Annotated in this window: 18 protein-coding genes and 1 other RNA gene; 11 read left to right on the forward strand and 8 right to left on the reverse strand. The window is 50.5% G+C overall.

The genetic code is table 11. The features are described from left to right. Position 1 precedes the first annotated feature (1 nt). Positions 2 to 577, reverse strand: a complete 576-nt coding sequence (gene rpoE / locus ACSOSI_RS19895; protein ID WP_012146382.1) for an RNA polymerase sigma factor RpoE — start codon at positions 575 to 577, stop codon at positions 2 to 4. Positions 578 to 790: 213 nt separating this feature from the next. Here rpoE and nadB point away from each other — a divergent pair, with 213 nt between their 5' ends. After that, positions 791 to 2392 (forward strand): L-aspartate oxidase, encoded by a 1602-nt coding sequence (gene nadB, locus ACSOSI_RS19900; protein ID WP_174354903.1) that lies wholly within the window; start codon positions 791 to 793, stop codon positions 2390 to 2392. A gap of 40 nt (positions 2393 to 2432) precedes the next feature. On the opposite strand, the gene trmN is transcribed toward nadB, so the two are convergent. Continuing rightward, a complete protein-coding gene (trmN, locus tag ACSOSI_RS19905; RefSeq protein ID WP_476706016.1) occupies positions 2433 to 3215 on the reverse strand; it encodes a tRNA(1)(Val) (adenine(37)-N(6))-methyltransferase TrmN in 783 nt (260 codons plus the stop codon). Between the two features lie 99 nt (positions 3216 to 3314). On the opposite strand from trmN, the gene srmB reads away from it, so the two are divergent. Then, the gene (gene srmB / locus ACSOSI_RS19910) at positions 3315 to 4640 is read left to right on the forward strand and encodes an ATP-dependent RNA helicase SrmB (RefSeq protein ID WP_012146385.1); all 1326 of its coding nucleotides are present in this window, start codon (positions 3315 to 3317) and stop codon (positions 4638 to 4640) included. Between the two features lie 60 nt (positions 4641 to 4700). On the opposite strand, the gene ACSOSI_RS19915 is transcribed toward srmB, so the two are convergent. The 3 genes from ACSOSI_RS19915 to grcA form a co-directional block, all read right to left on the reverse strand. After that, positions 4701 to 5456, reverse strand: a complete 756-nt coding sequence (locus tag ACSOSI_RS19915; RefSeq protein WP_476706017.1) for an ankyrin repeat domain-containing protein — start codon at positions 5454 to 5456, stop codon at positions 4701 to 4703. Further along, the gene (locus tag ACSOSI_RS19920; RefSeq protein ID WP_476706018.1) at positions 5449 to 6411 is read right to left on the reverse strand and encodes a Tle-like phospholipase domain-containing protein; all 963 of its coding nucleotides are present in this window, start codon (positions 6409 to 6411) and stop codon (positions 5449 to 5451) included. Before ACSOSI_RS19920 ends, ACSOSI_RS19915 begins: the two co-directional genes overlap by 8 nt. 186 nt (positions 6412 to 6597) lie before the next feature. Then, positions 6598 to 6981, reverse strand: a complete 384-nt coding sequence (gene grcA, locus ACSOSI_RS19925) for an autonomous glycyl radical cofactor GrcA (RefSeq protein WP_012146388.1) — start codon at positions 6979 to 6981, stop codon at positions 6598 to 6600. 344 nt (positions 6982 to 7325) lie between these two features. Between grcA and ung the strand changes: the two genes are divergently transcribed. After that, on the forward strand, positions 7326 to 8009 hold the full coding sequence (ung, locus tag ACSOSI_RS19930; protein WP_476706019.1) for a uracil-DNA glycosylase: 684 nt from the start codon (positions 7326 to 7328) through the stop codon (positions 8007 to 8009). A gap of 50 nt (positions 8010 to 8059) precedes the next feature. Here ung and grpE read toward each other — a convergent pair whose 3' ends face one another. Then, entirely contained in the window at positions 8060 to 8632 is a 573-nt protein-coding gene (gene grpE / locus ACSOSI_RS19935; RefSeq protein WP_017893731.1) for a nucleotide exchange factor GrpE, read from the reverse strand. 124 nt (positions 8633 to 8756) lie between these two features. On the opposite strand from grpE, the gene nadK reads away from it, so the two are divergent. From nadK to bamE, 3 genes are all read left to right on the forward strand, one after another. After that, positions 8757 to 9635 carry an NAD(+) kinase gene (gene nadK, locus ACSOSI_RS19940; protein ID WP_012146391.1) on the forward strand — a complete coding sequence of 293 codons (879 nt, stop codon included), beginning with the start codon at positions 8757 to 8759 and terminating at the stop codon, positions 9633 to 9635. 86 nt (positions 9636 to 9721) lie between these two features. After that, complete coding sequence (gene recN, locus ACSOSI_RS19945) at positions 9722 to 11383, forward strand: DNA repair protein RecN (RefSeq protein ID WP_476706020.1); 1662 nt, start codon at positions 9722 to 9724, stop codon at positions 11381 to 11383. Positions 11384 to 11496: 113 nt separating this feature from the next. Next, complete coding sequence (gene bamE / locus ACSOSI_RS19950) at positions 11497 to 11835, forward strand: outer membrane protein assembly factor BamE (protein WP_012146393.1); 339 nt, start codon at positions 11497 to 11499, stop codon at positions 11833 to 11835. 260 nt (positions 11836 to 12095) lie between these two features. Here the strand turns inward: bamE and ACSOSI_RS19955 are convergent, their stop codons facing one another. Further along, positions 12096 to 12380, reverse strand: coding sequence for an RnfH family protein (locus tag ACSOSI_RS19955; protein WP_012146394.1), 285 nt, complete (start codon positions 12378 to 12380; stop codon positions 12096 to 12098). Next, positions 12373 to 12807, reverse strand: a complete 435-nt coding sequence (locus ACSOSI_RS19960) for a type II toxin-antitoxin system RatA family toxin (protein ID WP_012146395.1) — start codon at positions 12805 to 12807, stop codon at positions 12373 to 12375. The genes ACSOSI_RS19955 and ACSOSI_RS19960 overlap by 8 nt, the downstream gene beginning before the upstream one ends. A 161-nt stretch (positions 12808 to 12968) precedes the next feature. On the opposite strand from ACSOSI_RS19960, the gene smpB reads away from it, so the two are divergent. The 5 genes from smpB to ACSOSI_RS19985 all read left to right on the forward strand — a co-directional run bounded on the left by smpB (position 12969) and on the right by ACSOSI_RS19985 (position 18203). Continuing rightward, a complete protein-coding gene (gene smpB, locus ACSOSI_RS19965) occupies positions 12969 to 13451 on the forward strand; it encodes an SsrA-binding protein SmpB (protein WP_012146396.1) in 483 nt (160 codons plus the stop codon). A 49-nt stretch (positions 13452 to 13500) separates the two neighbouring features. Continuing rightward, positions 13501 to 13881: a transfer-messenger RNA gene (gene ssrA / locus ACSOSI_RS19970) on the forward strand. 192 nt (positions 13882 to 14073) lie between these two features. Then, a complete protein-coding gene (locus ACSOSI_RS19975; RefSeq protein ID WP_476706021.1) occupies positions 14074 to 15267 on the forward strand; it encodes an integrase domain-containing protein in 1194 nt (397 codons plus the stop codon). A gap of 21 nt (positions 15268 to 15288) precedes the next feature. Then, positions 15289 to 16440, forward strand: a complete 1152-nt coding sequence (locus ACSOSI_RS19980) for an SIR2 family protein (RefSeq protein ID WP_476706022.1) — start codon at positions 15289 to 15291, stop codon at positions 16438 to 16440. Then, on the forward strand, positions 16428 to 18203 hold the full coding sequence (locus ACSOSI_RS19985; protein WP_476706023.1) for an ATP-binding protein: 1776 nt from the start codon (positions 16428 to 16430) through the stop codon (positions 18201 to 18203). Before ACSOSI_RS19980 ends, ACSOSI_RS19985 begins: the two co-directional genes overlap by 13 nt. Positions 18204 to 18461 lie beyond the last annotated feature (258 nt).

Raw genomic sequence — 18461 nt, forward strand, 5'->3', positions numbered from 1 at the left:
GCTAACGTTGAATCAGCGGTTGAACTTTATTATCGATAGCCTCCCTGGCGCGGAAAATACGCGAGCGTACGGTTCCTACCGGGCAATCCATGATGGCTGCTATCTCTTCGTAGCTTAGACCATCCAACTCCCGCAGGGTAATCGCCATGCGAAGATCCTCAGGGAGAGACTCAATGGTACGGAAAACTATCTGTCTCAGCTCTTCTGACAACATTAAGTTCTCAGGGTTCGAAATTTCTTTCAGTGCACCCGCACTTTCGTAATTTTCGGCATCGTTGGCATCCACATCGCTGGATGGCGGACGACGGCCCTGAGCCACCAAATAATTTTTTGCCGTATTCACAGCAATTCGATACAACCAGGTATAGAAAGCGCTATCCCCACGGAACGATTCCAGTGCGCGATAGGCTTTAATAAACGACTCCTGTACCACATCCGGCACATCGCCCTGCGGTACATATCGGGAAACGAGACTCGCCACTTTATGCTGGTAACGAATTACCAGTAAGTTAAACGATTTCTGATCGCCCTTTTGGACCCGCTCAACCAGAACTTGATCCGTTAACTGCTCGCTCATCCGAGGTAAACTCTCCCCAAATCCGTCTCCACGCGTAAAATTGTACTGCCAGCCATACATTATTTTCCTGAGCAAGCACTCGCTTGGAGTTCATACAGAACACGAAGTTCCGTATTGCCATTGTTTTTTATGTTGATGTCACCCATCCGTGGCTTTTGCCCGGACAATTAGGCTAACATGAATTTCACTCTTCTTCTGCACACATCATACGCTATGCAACCATCATCTGAACATGTTAGCGATGTACTGATCGTCGGTAGTGGAGCTGCCGGCCTGTCATTGGCGCTGCGCCTGGCGCAGCATTGCAAGGTTACCGTACTCAGCAAGGGGCCGCTCAACGAAGGCGCCACATTTTATGCCCAAGGCGGGATCGCCGCGGTTTTCGATGAAACGGACAGCATTGCCTCACACGTAGATGACACTTTGATTGCCGGAGCCGGCCTGTGTGACAAAGACGCCGTTGAGTTTATCGCCGGCAATGCGCGCCACTGCGTGCAGTGGTTGATCGATCAGGGGGTATTGTTCGACACCGAGGTCAACGCTCAGGGCGAAGCACATTACCACCTGACGCGGGAAGGGGGGCACAGCCACCGCCGTATCCTGCATGCCGCTGATGCTACAGGTAAAGAAGTAGAGACTACCCTGGTGGGGAAAGCAAGCAACCACCCGAATATTTGCGTGATGGAACGCCGTAATGCGGTCGATCTGATCACCTCGAACAAAATCGGCCTGCCGGGTACTCGTCGGGTGGTCGGCGCCTATGTGTGGAACCGCGAGCTGGAGCAGGTAGAAACCTACCGCGCCAAAACAGTGGTGCTGGCTACCGGCGGTGCAGCCAAGGTTTATCAATACACCACCAACCCGGATATCTCATCCGGCGACGGGATCGCCATGGCCTGGCGCGCAGGTTGCCGAGTCGCCAACCTTGAATTCAATCAGTTCCACCCGACCTGTCTGTTCCATCCGCAGGCGCGTAACTTCCTGCTGACCGAAGCGTTGCGCGGTGAAGGTGCCTATCTGAAGCGCCCGGATGGCAGCCGCTTTATGCCCGATTTTGACCCTCGCGGCGAACTGGCACCACGGGACGTCGTTGCGCGAGCCATCGACCACGAAATGAAGCGTCTGGGTGCGGACTGCATGTATCTGGACATCAGCCATAAACCAGCTGAATTCATTACCCAGCATTTCCCGATGATCCATGAAAAACTGCTGACGCTGGGCTTTGATCTGACCAGCCAGCCGATCCCTATCGTCCCTGCCGCGCACTATACCTGCGGCGGCGTGATGGTCGATCAGCATGGCCGTACCGACCTTGACGGGCTGTATGCCATTGGCGAGGTCAGCTATACCGGCCTGCACGGCGCTAACCGCATGGCGTCCAACTCACTGCTGGAATGTCTGGTCTACGGGTGGTCAGCGGCGGAAGACATCATGATGCGTCTGCCGTTTATCAAGCTGGCGAAACAGCTGCCGCAGTGGGATGAAAGCCGGGTTGACGACGCCGACGAACGCGTGGTGATCCAACATAACTGGCATGAGTTGCGATTGTTTATGTGGGACTACGTAGGGATAGTGCGCACCACCAAACGGCTGGAGCGCGCATTGCGCCGCATCAATACCTTGCAGGCAGAAATTGACGAGTACTACGCCAACTTCCGCATCTCCAACAACCTGCTGGAACTGCGCAATCTGGTGCAGGTGGCGGAGCTGATCGTTCGCAGCGCCATGGAACGCAAGGAAAGCCGCGGGTTGCACTATACGCTGGACTATCCGGATCTACTGCCGGAAGCGCTGCCGACCATTCTGCAGCCCTAATGATGCCGCCTGGGCGCCTGACCATGGCGCCCTTTTCATCTCAGTAAAACAAATAGAAATCGGTAATCAGACGGCGAAAATCATCGGTGTAACTGCCATCGGCCAACTTAATCGCCAGCTTCTGCTCGGTTGCCTCTTCCACAGGCTGACGCGTCAGGGCTAACAATACCCGGTGCATCGGCGTATCCGCGCGATCGCTGACATTCAGCCGCTGCGCAGTATGCCAGCCACGGCGCTGCGCATTAGTTTCGAAAGCTTCACCAATGTCATGCGGCAGTACTACGCAAAAGGTCCCCTGCGGTGCGATTAACTGTTCCGCACTGGCCAGCAGGGCATCGTGGGTCAGGGTTTCGGTGTAACGTGCGTTGTGACGCGCCTGGTCGCGACAGGCGACCGCAGGCTCGAAATACGGCGGGTTGCTGACGATCAGGTCATATTGACCGGCATGATATTGGGCAAAATGGTGAATATCCTGCGCATGCACCTGAATGCGCAGCGACCAAGGGGATTCCAGCACATTGTCATGCGCCTGTGCAGCGGCGGCTTCATCGAGCTCTACAGCGTCGATCTGCACGTTCTCGGCGGTACGCTGCGCCAGCATCAGCGCGATCAATCCGCTGCCGCTGCCGATATCCAGCACCCGTTGTGCCTGCGCCAGGGGGGCCCATGCACCGAGCAGCACGCCGTCGGTACCCACTTTCATTGCACAGCGATCGTGAGCAACAAAAAATTGCTTAAAGGTAAAACCGCCGCGACGCGGAGTAAAATTCGCTTTCGATTGAGTGCTCACAATAACCACCTGAATACAAAACTGGCGTAGCATAAGGCAATCTGATTTTTGGGAAAAGAGATGCTTTCCGCTTAAATAGGTGAAGAACGCGGCCAACCCGTCTATAATCGGCGCCCCAAGTAGAGGTAGACCATGACAGTAACCAATTTTTCCGAGCTCGAACTCGATGAACGCCTGATAAACGCCCTGCGTGATAAAGGCTACGAACGCCCAACCGCCATTCAAGCCGAGGCGATCCCGCCTGCGATGGATGGGCGCGACGTATTGGGTTCGGCGCCGACCGGCACCGGCAAGACCGCTGCATTTTTACTGCCGGTATTGCAACATCTGCTCGACTTCCCACGCAAGAAGTCCGGCCCACCGCGCGTACTGATCCTGACCCCGACACGCGAGCTGGCGATGCAGGTAGCCGATCAGGCACGTGAACTGGCTGCTCATACTTCGCTGGATATCGCTACCATCACCGGTGGCGTCGCCTATATGAACCACGCGGAAGTCTTCAGCGAAAACCAGGACGTGGTCGTTGCCACTACCGGTCGTCTGCTGCAGTACATTAAAGAAGAAAACTTCGACTGCCGCGCGGTAGAAACGCTGATCCTTGATGAAGCCGACCGCATGCTCGACATGGGCTTCGCGCAGGACATCGAAACTATTTCCGCCGAAACCCGCTGGCGTAACCAGACCCTGCTGTTCTCCGCGACGCTGGAAGGCGATGCCATCCGCGAATTCGCCGAACGCATTCTGAAAGAGCCGGTGGAAGTCGAAGCTGACCCGTCACGCCGTGAGCGCAAAAAGATCCTGCAGTGGTACTACCGCGCCGACGACGTGGTGCATAAAACCGCCCTGTTGGTGCATTTGCTGAAACAACCGGACGTGCAGAAATCCGTAATCTTCGTGCGTAAGCGCGAGCGCGTGCATGAGCTGGCAGCCTGGCTGCGCGAGGCCGGTATCAATACCTGTTACCTCGAAGGCGAAATGGTGCAGGCCAAGCGTAACGAAGCGGTAAAACGCATGATGGATGGCCGTGTCAACGTGCTGGTCGCCACCGACGTTGCTGCCCGTGGCCTGGATATCCTGGATATCACCCACGTATTCAACTTCGACATGCCGCGCACGGCGGATACCTACCTGCACCGCATCGGCCGTACCGGTCGTGCCGGGCGTAAAGGCACCGCGATCTCGCTGGTTGAGGCGCACGACCACCTGCTGTTGGGCAAAGTGGGCCGTTACCTGAACGAGCCGCTGAAAGCGCGGGTGATCGAAGAGCTGCGTCCGTCAACCAAAGTACCGAGCGAAAAAAGCAACGGCAAGCCTTCCAAGAAGGTGATTGCCAAACGCGCAGCCGACAAAGAAAAGAACAAAGAAAAAGCCAAGGTGAAAGTACGTCATCGCGACGCGAAAAACGTGGGCAAACGTCGCCAGCCGAAGGCCAAACCTGAGAGCAACGGCGCGAAGTAATGCTGCCGTAGTGAATAAAAACCGCCTCCATTAACCTGAAGGCGGTTTTTTTATGCCTGCTTACTGCTGCGCGTAATGCGTTGCCTGCTGATGGGCTTTCAGCCAGGCATTCAGTTGACGATAACCCTCGCGCATTTCTTCACTCTGCAACGACGTTGGCGTTTGTGAGAAATAGAACTGAAAGGCCATCCCCTGCTGATTTCGGGCCTTAGCATCCGCCCCCGCCTGCAACAGCATCAGCGCCAACTGCGGCGCGTTGGTTTTTGCCGCTACGTGCAAAGGCGTATCGCCCAGCCGATCGCTCAACGTGACGTCCGCCCCGGAGACCAACAGCAACCGCAGTTGCTCTTCCCGCCCGGCCAACACGGCAGTCGCCAAGGGTGTGGCGCCGGTTACCGCATTACGTGGGTTAACCGCTCCCCCCTGCTCCAGCAACAGCCGCAAATACTGCGGATCCTTCACCGCCGCCGCGGTATGCAGCGTGCTGTTGCCATCCAGACCCGGAATGGAAGCATCAGCTCCCAGTTCCAGCAGCAAGGCCAGGCTTTGCGGTTGCTGCGCCAGTATTGCCCACTGCGGCAAAGTGACCTGACGCTCACCCAGCTCGCTCAGACGCCCCTGTGTGGCCTGTTCGGCAATACTCTGTACATCACCGCGCGCTACCGCCTGAGCCAGCGCTGCATTGCCACGTCCGTTGAACGGAGAGATATCCTGATTCATCTGTTGCTCCTTAGCCATAGTCAGCAAACCGGCGATCGCAACCAACGCCAGTATGGCGATAATCAACGTCTGCCGCACGCGCCGCCTGTCAGGCATTGGCCTTGATCTCCCATGGCTTTTGCTCCGCCATCGAACTGATAACCTTATCGATTCCATGCGCGGTCAGGCTGCGATCCACATGTTTGCTCGGCCGCCAGTCGTCAATGCCACTCAGAGTATCGTTATTGGCTAACGTGATTTTATGCCCGATAGCGTCCGGGATTAGCGAAGTGGATTCCTGAGTGCCGGTCAGCATGTCGTATTGTTCGCTGTAACGGCGGATCCCCCCCGCTTGCGCATCTTGTTTCGCCGCTGCCGGATCGATCCCCATACGGTTCAGCGTGTAATCGGAAACGCCTGCGGCGTTAAAAGTCACCGCCACCGTGCCGGTCGCCAGTGCCGCCGTTGCAGCCAGGCCACCGCCAAGCGAATGACCGGCAATCACCAATGCCTCGCCAAACGCCGCTTTGGCGCTTTTGGCAACCGCGACCGCCTGATTGTACTGCACATCATCATAGCCGGTCGCCTGACGCACATTGCTCAACCAGTCACGCATATCATTGGTGCCGGCAAAGGCCAAGACATACTGCTGATTATCGCTGTAGATCCCGGCCTGGAAACCCGATGCCGAGTCATGCAGGCTGGCGGGGTCAATGCCTGCGCCGAGCAAGGCACTGTCGTTCAAGCGGGTGAAACCGCCAACGCCCTGACTGGCGGTGTTGTAAACGTCCTTGGCCAGTAACGCCAGCGTATAGTCCCCTTGCTGTGACTGTTGCCCACGCGTCACGCCCTGACTGGCAGCCACCGGCGCAGCGGTCGACATATCGCTCACCAGCGTATTAAGCAGATTCTGGGCATTCAGACTGTTTGGGGAAAGCGTGGCCGCAGGGGCTTTAGCCGCTGTGGGCTCAATCGGCTGTGGCGAATTCAGGGGTTGCGGTACCGCACGGGCCACCGGGGGTTGAATGGCCGCAGGGCTGACCGCAGAGGTAAAACTCAAAGACATACTCATGCCGACTCCTTGTCGATAGACTTATCTATGCCGCACCCAAATGAGTGCTGCTGTAGCTATCGGCAGGTCGGAGCAGTTCTGTAATGCGAGTGATTATCTTTGCAAGGAATGTGATCAGGATTCACTTTTTGGCGGGCTCAGCAATGAAAAAGGGAGCCGAAGCTCCCTTATTAATCACGCAACCAATTACAGGCTTTCTGTAAAAGTACGTGTAATCACGTCGCGTTGCTGTTCTGGCGTCAGCGAGTTAAAACGCACCGCATAACCGGACACGCGAATGGTTAATTGCGGGTATTTTTCCGGATGCTTAACCGCATCTTCCAGCGTTTCGCGGCGCAGTACGTTCACGTTCAGGTGCTGCCCCCCTTCCACGCGCACGGTAGATTGCATTTCCAGCGGCACTTCACGGTACTCGATCTGGCCCAGTTCGCTGACCGGAACGACCTGATCTTCCGCGTAGTTGGCTTTCGCGCAAACGCAGCGAGCTTCGGATTTTTCATCGTCCAGCAGCCAGAAAGAGTTCACCAGCGCCTGGTCGTTCGCTTTAGTGATTTGAATACCAGTAATCATGTTGTTGCCTCCGTACAAGGGCGAAAAATTCTACTTCGAAAAAACCCAATGTTGGTTTCGGCCATTTGGTAAAACCATTGTTGTCTTGTTGTTCTGTATACCAGTCTGGCCGGGGCAATTCTTTGATTAAAGTCAATTTTTACGGGGTACCCGCACAGCACAAGGGGGCAAGTTTATGTTTTATGTCAATTTTCCCCGCAAGACACCTCGCAATTATTTTTGTAAATTTTCAACAATATTTGCATAAAACGAAAAGACGCCAGGATAAAAGCGGGTTTCACTGAGTGAAGCTAAACGGTAAGCTATGCCCAGTGAATTGTTAACGAAAACAAAGGAGAGCGTTTATGTCCACCTCCCTCACCTGGCATGATGTCATCGGCAAGGAGAAAGAGCAGCCCTATTTTCATGAAACGCTTGCCTTTGTTGCCGCTGAACGTCAGGCCGGTAAGACCATTTACCCACCGCAAAAAGACGTGTTCAACGCCTTTCGCTATACCGAACTGGCAGACGTGAAGGTGGTGATCCTCGGTCAGGATCCGTACCACGGCCCGAATCAGGCCCATGGCCTGTCTTTCTCGGTGCTGCCCGGCGTGCCTGCTCCTCCTTCGCTGGTGAATATGTATAAAGAGCTGGCGACGGATATCCCGGGTTTTGAACGCCCTAGCCACGGCTGTCTGCAAAGTTGGGCGGAACAAGGCGTGCTGCTGCTGAACACGGTGTTGACGGTGGAAGGTGGCCAGGCGCATTCACACGCCAAACTGGGCTGGGAAACCTTTACCGATAAGGTGATCGCCGCGCTGAATGAAAACCGCGAAGGCGTGGTGTTTCTGCTGTGGGGCGCTCACGCCCAGAAGAAAGGCAATTTTATCGACAGCAACCGCCACCACGTGCTGAAAGCGCCGCACCCTTCACCGCTTTCCGCCCACCGGGGTTTCCTCGGCTGCCGCCACTTCTCGCAGGCTAATCAGTTGCTGGTGCAACAGGGGTTGCAATCTATCGACTGGCTGCCGCAACTGCCGCAGAGCTGATTCAGACGTAAAAAAGGCACCCTAAGGTGCCTTTTCTTTACTTAATTCGCTTAAGCCTTGGCTTTGGAAACCGCGACCATCGCCGGGCGCAGCAGGCGGCCATTCAGCGTATAGCCTTTTTGCATCACCATCATTACGTGATTTGGCTGGTGATCGGCCGATTCCATCAGGCTCATTGCCTGGTGTACTTCCGGGTTGAACGGCACGTTAGTGTCGCCAACGATTTCGATACCGTACTTACGCACTACGTCCTGCAGGGACTTCAGCGTCAGCTCGATACCTTCGATCATCGCCGTCAGCTCCGGATTGTTTTTATCCGCCAGATCCAACGCACGCTCCAGGTTATCCAACACCGGCAGCAGGTCACCGGAGAATTTCTCCAGAGCAAACTTGTGCGCTTTTTCAATATCCAGCTCGGTGCGGCGGCGGACATTTTCCATTTCCGCTTTGGCGCGCAGCAGGCTGTCGCGTTCATGCTGCTGGGCTTCGGCCAGTTGAGCTTCCAGCTCAGCAATGCGCTCATCCCGCAGATCGACGCCCTCAGCCGCTTCCGGCAAGACTTCCTGCTGTTCCATTTCTTCCGAGACTTGCTCGTTTGGCGTCTTCTGTTCTTTACTACTCATGAATATCTCCGCGTTTTAGCATTAATCTCGCAACTTGGCTTATTATGGGGATCAAAACCGGGGTTTCAAGTCAACCGGTCACAATGTGGGGCATAAACTGGTCCCGGTGAGGAAAATCACAACAATGAATAAAAAATTCGCCTGTATTGGCATTGTTGGCCACCCGCGTCACCCTTCGGCGCTGGCAACGCATGAGATGTTATTTCACTGGCTGGTCGCCCGAGGCTATTCGGTGATGGTTGAACGGCAGATAGCCCAGGATTTGGGGCTAAAAGACGCCGTCACCGGCAGCCTGGCAGAGATTGGCCAAAAGGCCGATTTGGCCGTAGTGGTCGGCGGCGACGGCAATATGCTGGGCGCAGCGCGCGTGCTGGCACGTTACGATATTAAAGTGATCGGTGTTAACCGCGGAAATCTCGGTTTCCTGACCGATCTTGATCCCGACAACGCATTGCAGCAATTGGCCGACGTGCTGGAAGGCGAATATATCGATGAACAGCGCTTCCTGCTGGAAACCATCGTCCACAAGGAAAACCAGCAGTGCCGCATCAGCACCGCTATCAACGAAGTGGTGTTGCACCCCGGTAAAGTGGCGCACATGATTGAGTTCGAAGTGTATATCGACGATCGCTTCGCCTTCTCACAGCGCTCTGACGGCCTGATCATCGCCACCCCGACCGGTTCGACCGCCTATTCGCTCTCTGCCGGCGGGCCGATCCTGACGCCGTCGCTGGAAGCCATCGCGCTGGTGCCGATGTTCCCGCACACCCTTTCAGCCCGCCCGTTGGTGATCAACGGCAACAGCACTATCCGGCTGAAATTTTCGCAGATTGGTAGCGATCTGGAGATCAGCTGCGACAGCCAAATCGCCCTGCCTATCCAGGAAGGTGAAGAGGTATTGATACGCCGTAGTGATTTCCATTTGAATCTTATTCATCCAAAGGACTACAGCTATTTCAATACGTTAAGCACCAAGCTGGGTTGGTCAAAAAAATTATTCTAAAAACTGCGCCAGCCTCTTTACTGTATATAAAACCAGTCTATACTGTATGAAACTACAGTTATGTATTTATACACAGGAAGGTTCCCATGCTGGCGCAATTGACCATCAGCAATTTTGCTATCGTTCGTGAGTTGGAAATTGATTTTCAACCGGGTATGACGGCGATTACCGGTGAAACCGGCGCCGGCAAATCGATCGCCATCGACGCGCTGGGGCTGTGCCTCGGTAATCGCGCCGACGGTAACGTCGTCCGATTGGGAGCCGCCCGTGCCGATATCTGCGCCCGTTTCTCACTGGCGGACACCCCTTCTGCACGACAATGGCTCGAGCAGAACCAGTTGGACGACAGCAATGAGTGCCTGCTGCGCCGGGTGATCAACGCAGATGGCCGTTCCCGTGGCTTTATCAATGGCACCGCCGTCCCGCTTTCGCAACTGCGCGAACTCGGCCAGCGCCTGATTCAGATCCATGGCCAGCATGCCCACCAGTTGTTACTCAAGCCTGAGCACCAAAAACAACTGCTCGACGCCTACGCCGATGAACCCGCCATGCTGACGCAAATGCAGCAAGCTTACCAGCGCTGGCACCAAAGCTGCCGCGAACTGGCTCATCATCAGCAACAGTCCATCGAGCGCGACGCACGCAAACAGCTGCTGCAATACCAATTGAAAGAGCTGAACGAGTTTGCGCCGCAGGCCGGTGAGTTTGAACAAATCGACACCGAATTCAAACGCCTGGCCAACAGCGGCCAGTTGCTGACCATCAGCCAGCAAACCCTGCAACTACTGGCCGATAGCGAAGAAAATAATATGCTGAGCCAGCTCTATACCGCCAAACACCTGTTGCTTGAGCTGGTCGGCATGGATGAAAAACTCACTGGCCTGCTGGATATGCTGGAAGAGGCGTCAATCCAAATCAGTGAAGCCAGCGATGAACTGCGCCACTACGCCGATCGTATGGATCTGGATCCAAACCGCCTGCAAGAACTGGAACAGCGCCTGTCGCGGCAAATCAACCTGGCGCGTAAACATCACGTCGCGCCTGAAGAACTGCCGCAGTTGCACCAGCAAATGCTGGATGAACAACAGCTGCTGTCACAGCAAGAAAACGACCACGAACATCTGGCCGAGGCGGTCACGCTGCATCATCAACAAGCGCTGTTGTTGGCAGAGCAACTGCATCAAAAGCGTCAGCATTATGCCGCTGAGTTGACCACGTTGATTACCGACAGCATGCAGGCACTCTCCATGCCGCACGGTAAATTCAATATCGACGTGCGCTTTGAGCCGCAATATTTGAGTGCTGAAGGCGCAACCCGCACCGAGTTCTGCGTTTCCACCAACCCGGGCCAACCACTGCAGGCGCTGGCGAAAGTGGCCTCTGGCGGCGAACTGTCGCGCATCGCGCTGGCAATCCAGGTGATTACCGCCCGCAAGATGGAAACACCGGCGCTGATTTTCGACGAAGTGGACGTAGGTATCAGCGGCCCAACCGCCGCCATTGTCGGTCGCCTGCTGCGCCAGTTGGGGGAATCGACCCAGGTTATGTGCGTTACTCACTTGCCGCAGGTAGCCGGTTGTGGTCATCAGCATCTGTTCGTCAGCAAACAGACCGACGGCACGGAAACCGAAACACAGATGTCACCACTGGATAAACGCGCTCGTTTGCAAGAATTGGCGCGCCTTTTGGGCGGCAGTGAAGTCACCAGAAATACCCTGGCAAACGCGAAAGAACTGCTTGCTGCATAGAAAAGCTCAACTTTTTTACTTTCCTGAGGTCATATTGGGGCCCTGTAAAGGTTTCCAACTGCTGCAAGGTCTATTATCATCGGCATCCTATGCCCTAAAGGAATGTGATTACTATGCGCTGTAAAACGCTGACTGCCGCCGCTGTGGTTCTTGTGATGCTGACTGCAGGCTGTTCTACTTTTGAGAAGGTGGTTTACCGGCCTGACATCAACCAAGGGAACTACCTGACGTCCACCGACGTAGCTAAAATTCAAAAAGGTATGACCCAGCAACAGGTCGCTTATACATTGGGCACCCCAATGCTGCAGGACCCGTTCGGTACTCAGACGTGGTTCTATGTGTTCCGTCAGCAACCTGGTCATGAAAATATCACCCAGCAAACCCTGACGCTGACCTTTAACAGCGCGGGTGTCTTGACCGATATTCAGAACAAGCCGGCGCTGACCAAGTAATCCGCGCAGGAACTATCGTCCGGCCCGTGAGGGACGCGTCAAGTTCTTCATGACAGTACCAGGCTGCAACTCGGAAGATAAAATTCTGATAAAAAATAAGGCGCTCTTAGCGCCTCAGACTGCTGACAAAGTCCTTTGTACTTAAACGTTATGTTTTGTGTACTAATAAAAACAAAGGATGATGGCTTCAGGTTTACCCCAAACATCCGAAAACCACGTTTTTCGGGTGTTTGTCATCAAATTAAGGCGCTCTTAGCGCCTTATTTTTTTGCCTTCTCTGCCCGTTGACGGCGCAGCTCTTTGGGGTCGGCAATCAATGGGCGATAAATTTCCACCCGGTCGCCATCGCTGAGCACATCAGCCAACTTGGCCGGTCGGCTATAGATGCCCACCTTGTTACTTTGCAGGTCAATATCACCACGCAGTTCCAGCAGGCCGGAGGCGACAATCGCCTGCTCAACGCTGCTGCCCTCCGCCAGTGTGACATTGCGCAGATACTGACGCTCCGGCAAGGCGTAAACCACCTCGACCCGTATCTCAGACACTGTAGACCTCTTTCGCCCGTTGGGTGAATGCCTGCACCATGTTACCCGCCAGCTCTTTAAACACCTTGCCGAACGCCAACTCGATCAATTTGTTGGTAAATTCAAAATCAAGGTGCAGCTCAACCTTGCAGGCTTCCGGGCTGAGCGGCGTAAAGTGCCAGCCCCCCATCAAGGAGCGGAACGGACCATCAACCAGTTGCATATTGATGCTTTGGTTATCCAGCAGCGTGTTGCGCGTGGTAAAAGTTTTGCTGATACCGGCTTTGGCAACATCTACTGCAGCGGTCATTTCATTGTTGGACGCGTTAATCACCCGGCTACCGGTACAACCTGGCAGAAAATCGGGATAAGAATGAACATCGTTAACCAACTGATACATCTGCTCGGCGCTGAATGGCACTAACGCAGATCGACTGATCTGGGGCATATCATTTCCTGTGAGACACAAAACATACAAATCATACCATTTATCTATCGGCAAACAAAAAATCTGCTATGCAACACAGAGGCCAAAAATGCGAAAAATTGCGCAGGTGCTGAGCGGGAAAGGATTTCTTTCGCTGACGCATCCAGTATAATGAACACACTATGACAAAGAAAAAAGCACACAAACCCGGCTCTGCCACCATTGCGCAAAACAAGCGTGCGCGTTTCGAATACGCCATTGAGGAAGAATTCGAAGCGGGCCTGTCTCTGCAAGGGTGGGAAGTCAAATCGCTGCGTGCCGGCAAAGCCAACATCAGTGACAGCTACGTGACTTTTCGCGATGGTGAAGCCTACCTGTTTGGCGCCACTGTCTCACCGCTCAACGTAGCTTCTTCTCATGTGGTCTGCGATCCGACACGAACCCGTAAACTCCTGCTGAAAAAGCGTGAGCTGGACTCACTGCTCGGCCGTGTAAATCGTGACGGTTACACCGTGGTTGCCTTGTCCATGTATTGGAAAAATGCCTGGGCCAAGATCAAAATCGGCGTAGCTAAAGGTAAGAAAGAACACGATAAGCGCGATGACATCAAAGATCGTGAATGGCAGACGGCGAAATCCCGTATCATGAAGCACGCCAACCGATAAGCCTCTGGCTTAACGGGATAAACTTCTGTTATACTGCGCGACGTAACTTGGGGCTGATTCTGGATTCGACGGGATTGTGAGGCCTTAGGAGCATGCCGAGGGGCGGTTTGCCTCGTTAAAAGCCGCAAAAAAAATAATTGCAAACGACTCGCAATTCGAATCTGCTGCTTTAGCAGCTTAATCAGCCTAAGAAACTGAAGATTCCCTCTCTCCCTAGCCTCCGCTCTTAGGACGGGGATCAAGAGAGGTCAAACCCAAAAGAGATCGCGTGGATGTCCTGCCTGGGGCTGAAGCGTTAAACCCAATCAGGCTAGTTTGTTAGTGGCGTGTCCATCCGCAGCTGACCGGCGAATGTGAAGATTGGACTAAGCATGTAGTGCCGACGGTGTAGTAATTCCGGACGGGGGTTCAAATCCCCCCAGCTCCACCAAATGATGATCCGGGTATTACCAGATAAGTCCGGAGAAGTACGGAAAGCCCGCATCCCACCTAGGTTTGCGGGCTTTTTTGTGTCTGTAGCAGTCCGAGAGCATCCAGCTAAATCCGGGATTTATTGGTATACGTTTAGGTATACGTTAAAATGTATGCCATAAACGTATACCAATTATGGAAGAACCCTTACATGGCGCGGACTACACGCCCCCTCACACATACCGAAGTACAAAAAGCCAAAGCCATAGAGAAAGACCTCACCCTGCATGATGGTGACGGCCTGTTCCTGTTAGTCAAAACCACCGGCAAGAAGTTGTGGCGTTTCCGCTACCTCCGCCCCGGAACCAGTTCACGAACAATGGTTAGCCTCGGTGCCTACCCTGCCCTGTCACTTGCCGATGCCCGACAAATACGTGCCGAAAAGCTCGCGATACTGGCAAGAGGCATTGACCCACAGGCCAAAGAAGCAGAAGAAGCAGAACAAAAGCAGGTAGCCCAAGAAAGCATTTTCCTGAATGTGGCAAAGCAATGGTTCGCGTTGAAGCAGGCCAGCGTTAGCGCGAAGCATGCGGAAGACATCTGGCGTTCTCTCGAGAAGGACATATTACCGTCTATTGAAAATATCCCGGTTCAGGACATCAAAGCGCGTTTGCTGATCCAAGTGCTAGAACCTATCAAAGCCCGTGGCGCATTAGAGACAGTTCGACGATTAGTGCAGCGTATTAACGAAATCATGATCTACTCCGTCAACACTGGCTTGATTGATGCTAATCCGGCTTCTGGTATTGGTAACGCATTCGAACGGCCTAAGAAACAACATATGCCGACCATACGGCCTGAAGAACTGCCTAAGCTGATGCGTACAATCTCGATGAGCAATCTATCAATCCCAACCCGCTGCTTGCTTGAATGGCAACTGTTGACGCTAATACGTCCTTCCGAAGCCTCGGCAACCGCATGGGCCGAGATCGATATAGAAAACCGTGAATGGCGCATCCCGGCAGAACGGATGAAGGCGAAGCGTGAGCATATCGTTCCACTGTCAGACCAAGCACTAGAGATACTGGAAATCATGCGCCCTATCAGCAGCAGACGTGAGCATGTATTCCCAAGCCGCAACGACCCGCGTAAGGCCATGAACAGCCAGACAGCGAATGCTGCACTAAAGCGTATCGGTTATGGCGGAAAACTCGTTGCCCATGGGTTGAGATCTATAGCTAGTACTGCTATGAATGAGGCAGGGTTTAATGCTGACGTAATAGAAGCTGCACTTGCTCATAACGATAAAAATGAGGTACGAAGGGCATACAATAGATCAAGTTATTTAGAGCATCGAAAAGAATTGATGGATTGGTGGGGGATATCTTGCAAAAAAAACATGTGAGTAATAAGGAGATGGACTATCATGGCTAACGATATTTTTACAGCATTTAAAGCCTCTGCTCTATGTGATAAAAACATTAACTTCCTAATTGGTTCTGGCGCGTCAGCTTCATATATACCGACATTAATGATTAATGAAGATAAAACATATGAGGATATTCTCACTGATGTAAACTATTCTGATATTAATGATTTGATTCTTCATAGTTATTACAAAAACATATTAAAGAAGAGTTTTTGTTTTTTACCCGATGGAACTTTATCACGAAGAAAACGAAGGGAAACATTAAGTTCCTATAAGATTTTAATAGAAAACATCGTGAATTTAATTGATAAAAAAGGTGCCAACTTAATAAGCAGAGCCAACATATTTACAACTAACTATGATCTTTTTATCGAGAAAGCCTCTGATCAATTACTACGTAAATCATTGAATTTTATATTTAATGATGGTGCAAGAGGTCTTTCTAGGCGCTATCTTAAAATTAGTAATTTTCATACATCCACATGGCATCAAGGAACTAATGATTTATATAAATTTGAAATACCAACAGTAAACCTTATAAAAATGCATGGTTCCGTATCATGGCAGAAAAGGAGTAATGACATTATAGAAGTAAGCTATGCAAATGAATTTCCATCAGGATTGGAAATTGAAATAGATAATTATGATATAAAAGAAATAGTCACAAAAATAGAAAAAAACTCAACATTAAAAACCTGCAAAGAAATAATAGACATGGCAGATGAGGATGAGTCAAAGCTTAAGAAGTTTCGACAGGAATATAATAAACTGGCAATAGTTAACCCGACAAAGGCCAAATTTGAAGAAACTGTTTTTCAGCAGCATTACTATCAATCTTTAAGGTTATTAAGTTATGAATTAGAAAAACCGCAGACTGTTCTGATATGCTTTGGATTTTCTTTCAAAGATGAACATATAAGAGAGATAATTCATCGTTCACTAAGCAATCCTTCACTGATTGTTTACGTATTTTGCTATAAAAAGCAAAACAAATCTGAAATAAAAGAATTGATCGATAATAAAAAAGTTATCTTCATATCTCCTGATACTGATGAAAGTGATAATGTCATCGATTTAAATAGATTCATTGAATGTATATTCTCTTTAGATAGCAAGGATGCAACCGAGGGTTTATCATGCAGCTTATAATTGGGTATGTTACCGCCGTTAGAGGTACAACTGTACGCGCTATTGTACATCCTAATTTATATCAAACCACCTATATTTATGACGGCAGCTTGTACAGAGGTGTAGCAATAAATGAATTTATCGTCATAAAGAAAGGTTATCACGATATTATTGGAAAAATAGAAGGCGAAGAGATTATTGAGAAGAAGTCCTTTAATGAATCGATGCCAAACAATGATAAGTTTGATAGATTCATTGATATCAAAATAATTGGTTATATTCTAGATGGTAAATTTCGTTCTGGCATAAAGTACTTACCAATGATTCAAGACGAATTACATCTAATTTCTGATGAATTAATATCTGCCATTTATGCATTTGATGGTAAAATTGGTTCAAAAAAGATATTAATAGGGAAGTCACTACTTGAAGAAATACCTGTTCATATCCCTGTAAATGGTATTTTTAACTCTCATATAGGAATATTTGGAAATACCGGCAGCGGGAAGTCAAATTCTTTAGCAAAAATATACCATGAATTGTTCTCGAGTCTTGGTAACACAGTATTAAAAAAATCCACGTTTGTTTTCATAGATTTTAACGGAGAATACAAACCAATTCATAACCAGTTCAAGGATAAAAGCACATATTTAGAGCTAGATACTCATTTAAAAAATGGGAACAACAAACTAAAAATCAAGAAATCAGAGTTCTGGGATTCAGAATTGTTATCGGTTTTATTTTCAGCAACTGAGAAAACACAGAAACCCTTCCTTAACATATTGGTACGAAATAGAGATAAATTTGGGGATGAACTAAACGATTACTTTCATAGCACGATAAAAGTAATGTTTGGTCAAAACCAACATAGAGAGACCATTAGTGTACTGCGATCAATAATAAACATCATCAATCCAAAAAATAGTCAAAAAATCAATGAAGAACTCTCCGAGTTTAGTTGGTATTCTAGAGGCGATAATAATAAATATTACAAAAATGGGAGTTCATTCAACACTCCAGAAGCATATTTAGCTCATCTACCAATATTATCTAAAACCAATATTTCAATGGAAAATATTTCGGCTTTCCAACAAATCACAGTCAGGGCAACACTACAACTGATTCAATCTGTATCTAGAAACTACGTCCAGTATGAACATATAAGCCCATTAATTGGCAAAATAAATTCTTCTACTAGTTCACTTGAAAAAGTAATAGACATTATTGATGATCTAGAAACAGGATTGAAGCCTCTCTTGTTTATATCATTGAGGAATTGCAATCAAGAGACAAAAAAAACAATACCAATGATGATTGCAAAGTGCTCATTTTTAGAACATAAAAGAAAAGACACGTCAAAAAACAGCTTCCACCTTATAATAGATGAAGCTCATAATATACTCTCAGAATCATCAAATAGAGAGTCAGAAACATGGAAAGATTATCGGCTTGAACTTTTCGAAGAGATAATTAAAGAAGGCAGGAAATTTGGTTATTTCGTTACTATTGCAAGTCAACGCCCGGCAGATATATCACCAACGATAATATCTCAGATTCACAATTACTTTCTTCATCGATTGGTTAATGAAAACGACCTATTCTTACTCAAAAACTCAATTAGCACGCTTGATAGTTCATCTCGAGCATTAGTACCAGTTTTACCTGCAGGAGCATGTGTCGTGTCAGGAACCGCATTCCACACACCTATGGTAGTTCAAATGCAACGGCTGCCTTCGACCTTAGCACCAGAGAGTGACACAATAGATCTTGATTCATTTTGGTAAAATTTTATTAAATAGGAGACGCCTCAAAGAGGCGCTGACGCATTAAACGAAAAGTCGCTCAAACCTCTGTGCGCGCAATGCTACCCCCGCCTCGCCTGCCCGCTTTATGTGTCGCTTTTCATGCAGGTGCATTAATGGATGCAAACCGCGCCAGCACTGGTGCGGGAGGGTCTACGACATGCATTTTATTACATGCAAAATCATGCACCCTATGCATGCACGCGTAATTTGGCACAGGCTAGCCAGGAAAAAGGCCGT

It is taken from the genome of Serratia sp. AR11 (genome assembly GCF_056376275.1).

Excerpts from the sequence above, each read along its gene's own strand:
- rpoE (WP_012146382.1), bottom strand. The coding sequence starts at position 577 with ATGAGCGAGCAGTTAACGGATCAAGTTCTGGTTGAGCGGGTCCAAAAG.
- nadB (WP_174354903.1), top strand. The coding sequence starts at position 791 with ATGCAACCATCATCTGAACATGTTAGCGATGTACTGATCGTCGGTAGT.
- trmN (WP_476706016.1), bottom strand. The coding sequence starts at position 3,215 with ATGCTACGCCAGTTTTGTATTCAGGTGGTTATTGTGAGCACTCAATCG.
- srmB (WP_012146385.1), top strand. The coding sequence starts at position 3,315 with ATGACAGTAACCAATTTTTCCGAGCTCGAACTCGATGAACGCCTGATA.
- ACSOSI_RS19915 (WP_476706017.1), bottom strand. The coding sequence starts at position 5,456 with ATGCCTGACAGGCGGCGCGTGCGGCAGACGTTGATTATCGCCATACTG.
- ACSOSI_RS19920 (WP_476706018.1), bottom strand. The coding sequence starts at position 6,411 with ATGAGTATGTCTTTGAGTTTTACCTCTGCGGTCAGCCCTGCGGCCATT.
- grcA (WP_012146388.1), bottom strand. The coding sequence starts at position 6,981 with ATGATTACTGGTATTCAAATCACTAAAGCGAACGACCAGGCGCTGGTG.
- ung (WP_476706019.1), top strand. The coding sequence starts at position 7,326 with ATGTCCACCTCCCTCACCTGGCATGATGTCATCGGCAAGGAGAAAGAG.
- grpE (WP_017893731.1), bottom strand. The coding sequence starts at position 8,632 with ATGAGTAGTAAAGAACAGAAGACGCCAAACGAGCAAGTCTCGGAAGAA.
- nadK (WP_012146391.1), top strand. The coding sequence starts at position 8,757 with ATGAATAAAAAATTCGCCTGTATTGGCATTGTTGGCCACCCGCGTCAC.
- recN (WP_476706020.1), top strand. The coding sequence starts at position 9,722 with ATGCTGGCGCAATTGACCATCAGCAATTTTGCTATCGTTCGTGAGTTG.
- bamE (WP_012146393.1), top strand. The coding sequence starts at position 11,497 with ATGCGCTGTAAAACGCTGACTGCCGCCGCTGTGGTTCTTGTGATGCTG.
- ACSOSI_RS19960 (WP_012146395.1), bottom strand. The coding sequence starts at position 12,807 with ATGCCCCAGATCAGTCGATCTGCGTTAGTGCCATTCAGCGCCGAGCAG.
- smpB (WP_012146396.1), top strand. The coding sequence starts at position 12,969 with ATGACAAAGAAAAAAGCACACAAACCCGGCTCTGCCACCATTGCGCAA.
- ACSOSI_RS19975 (WP_476706021.1), top strand. The coding sequence starts at position 14,074 with ATGGCGCGGACTACACGCCCCCTCACACATACCGAAGTACAAAAAGCC.
- ACSOSI_RS19980 (WP_476706022.1), top strand. The coding sequence starts at position 15,289 with ATGGCTAACGATATTTTTACAGCATTTAAAGCCTCTGCTCTATGTGAT.
- ACSOSI_RS19985 (WP_476706023.1), top strand. The coding sequence starts at position 16,428 with ATGCAGCTTATAATTGGGTATGTTACCGCCGTTAGAGGTACAACTGTA.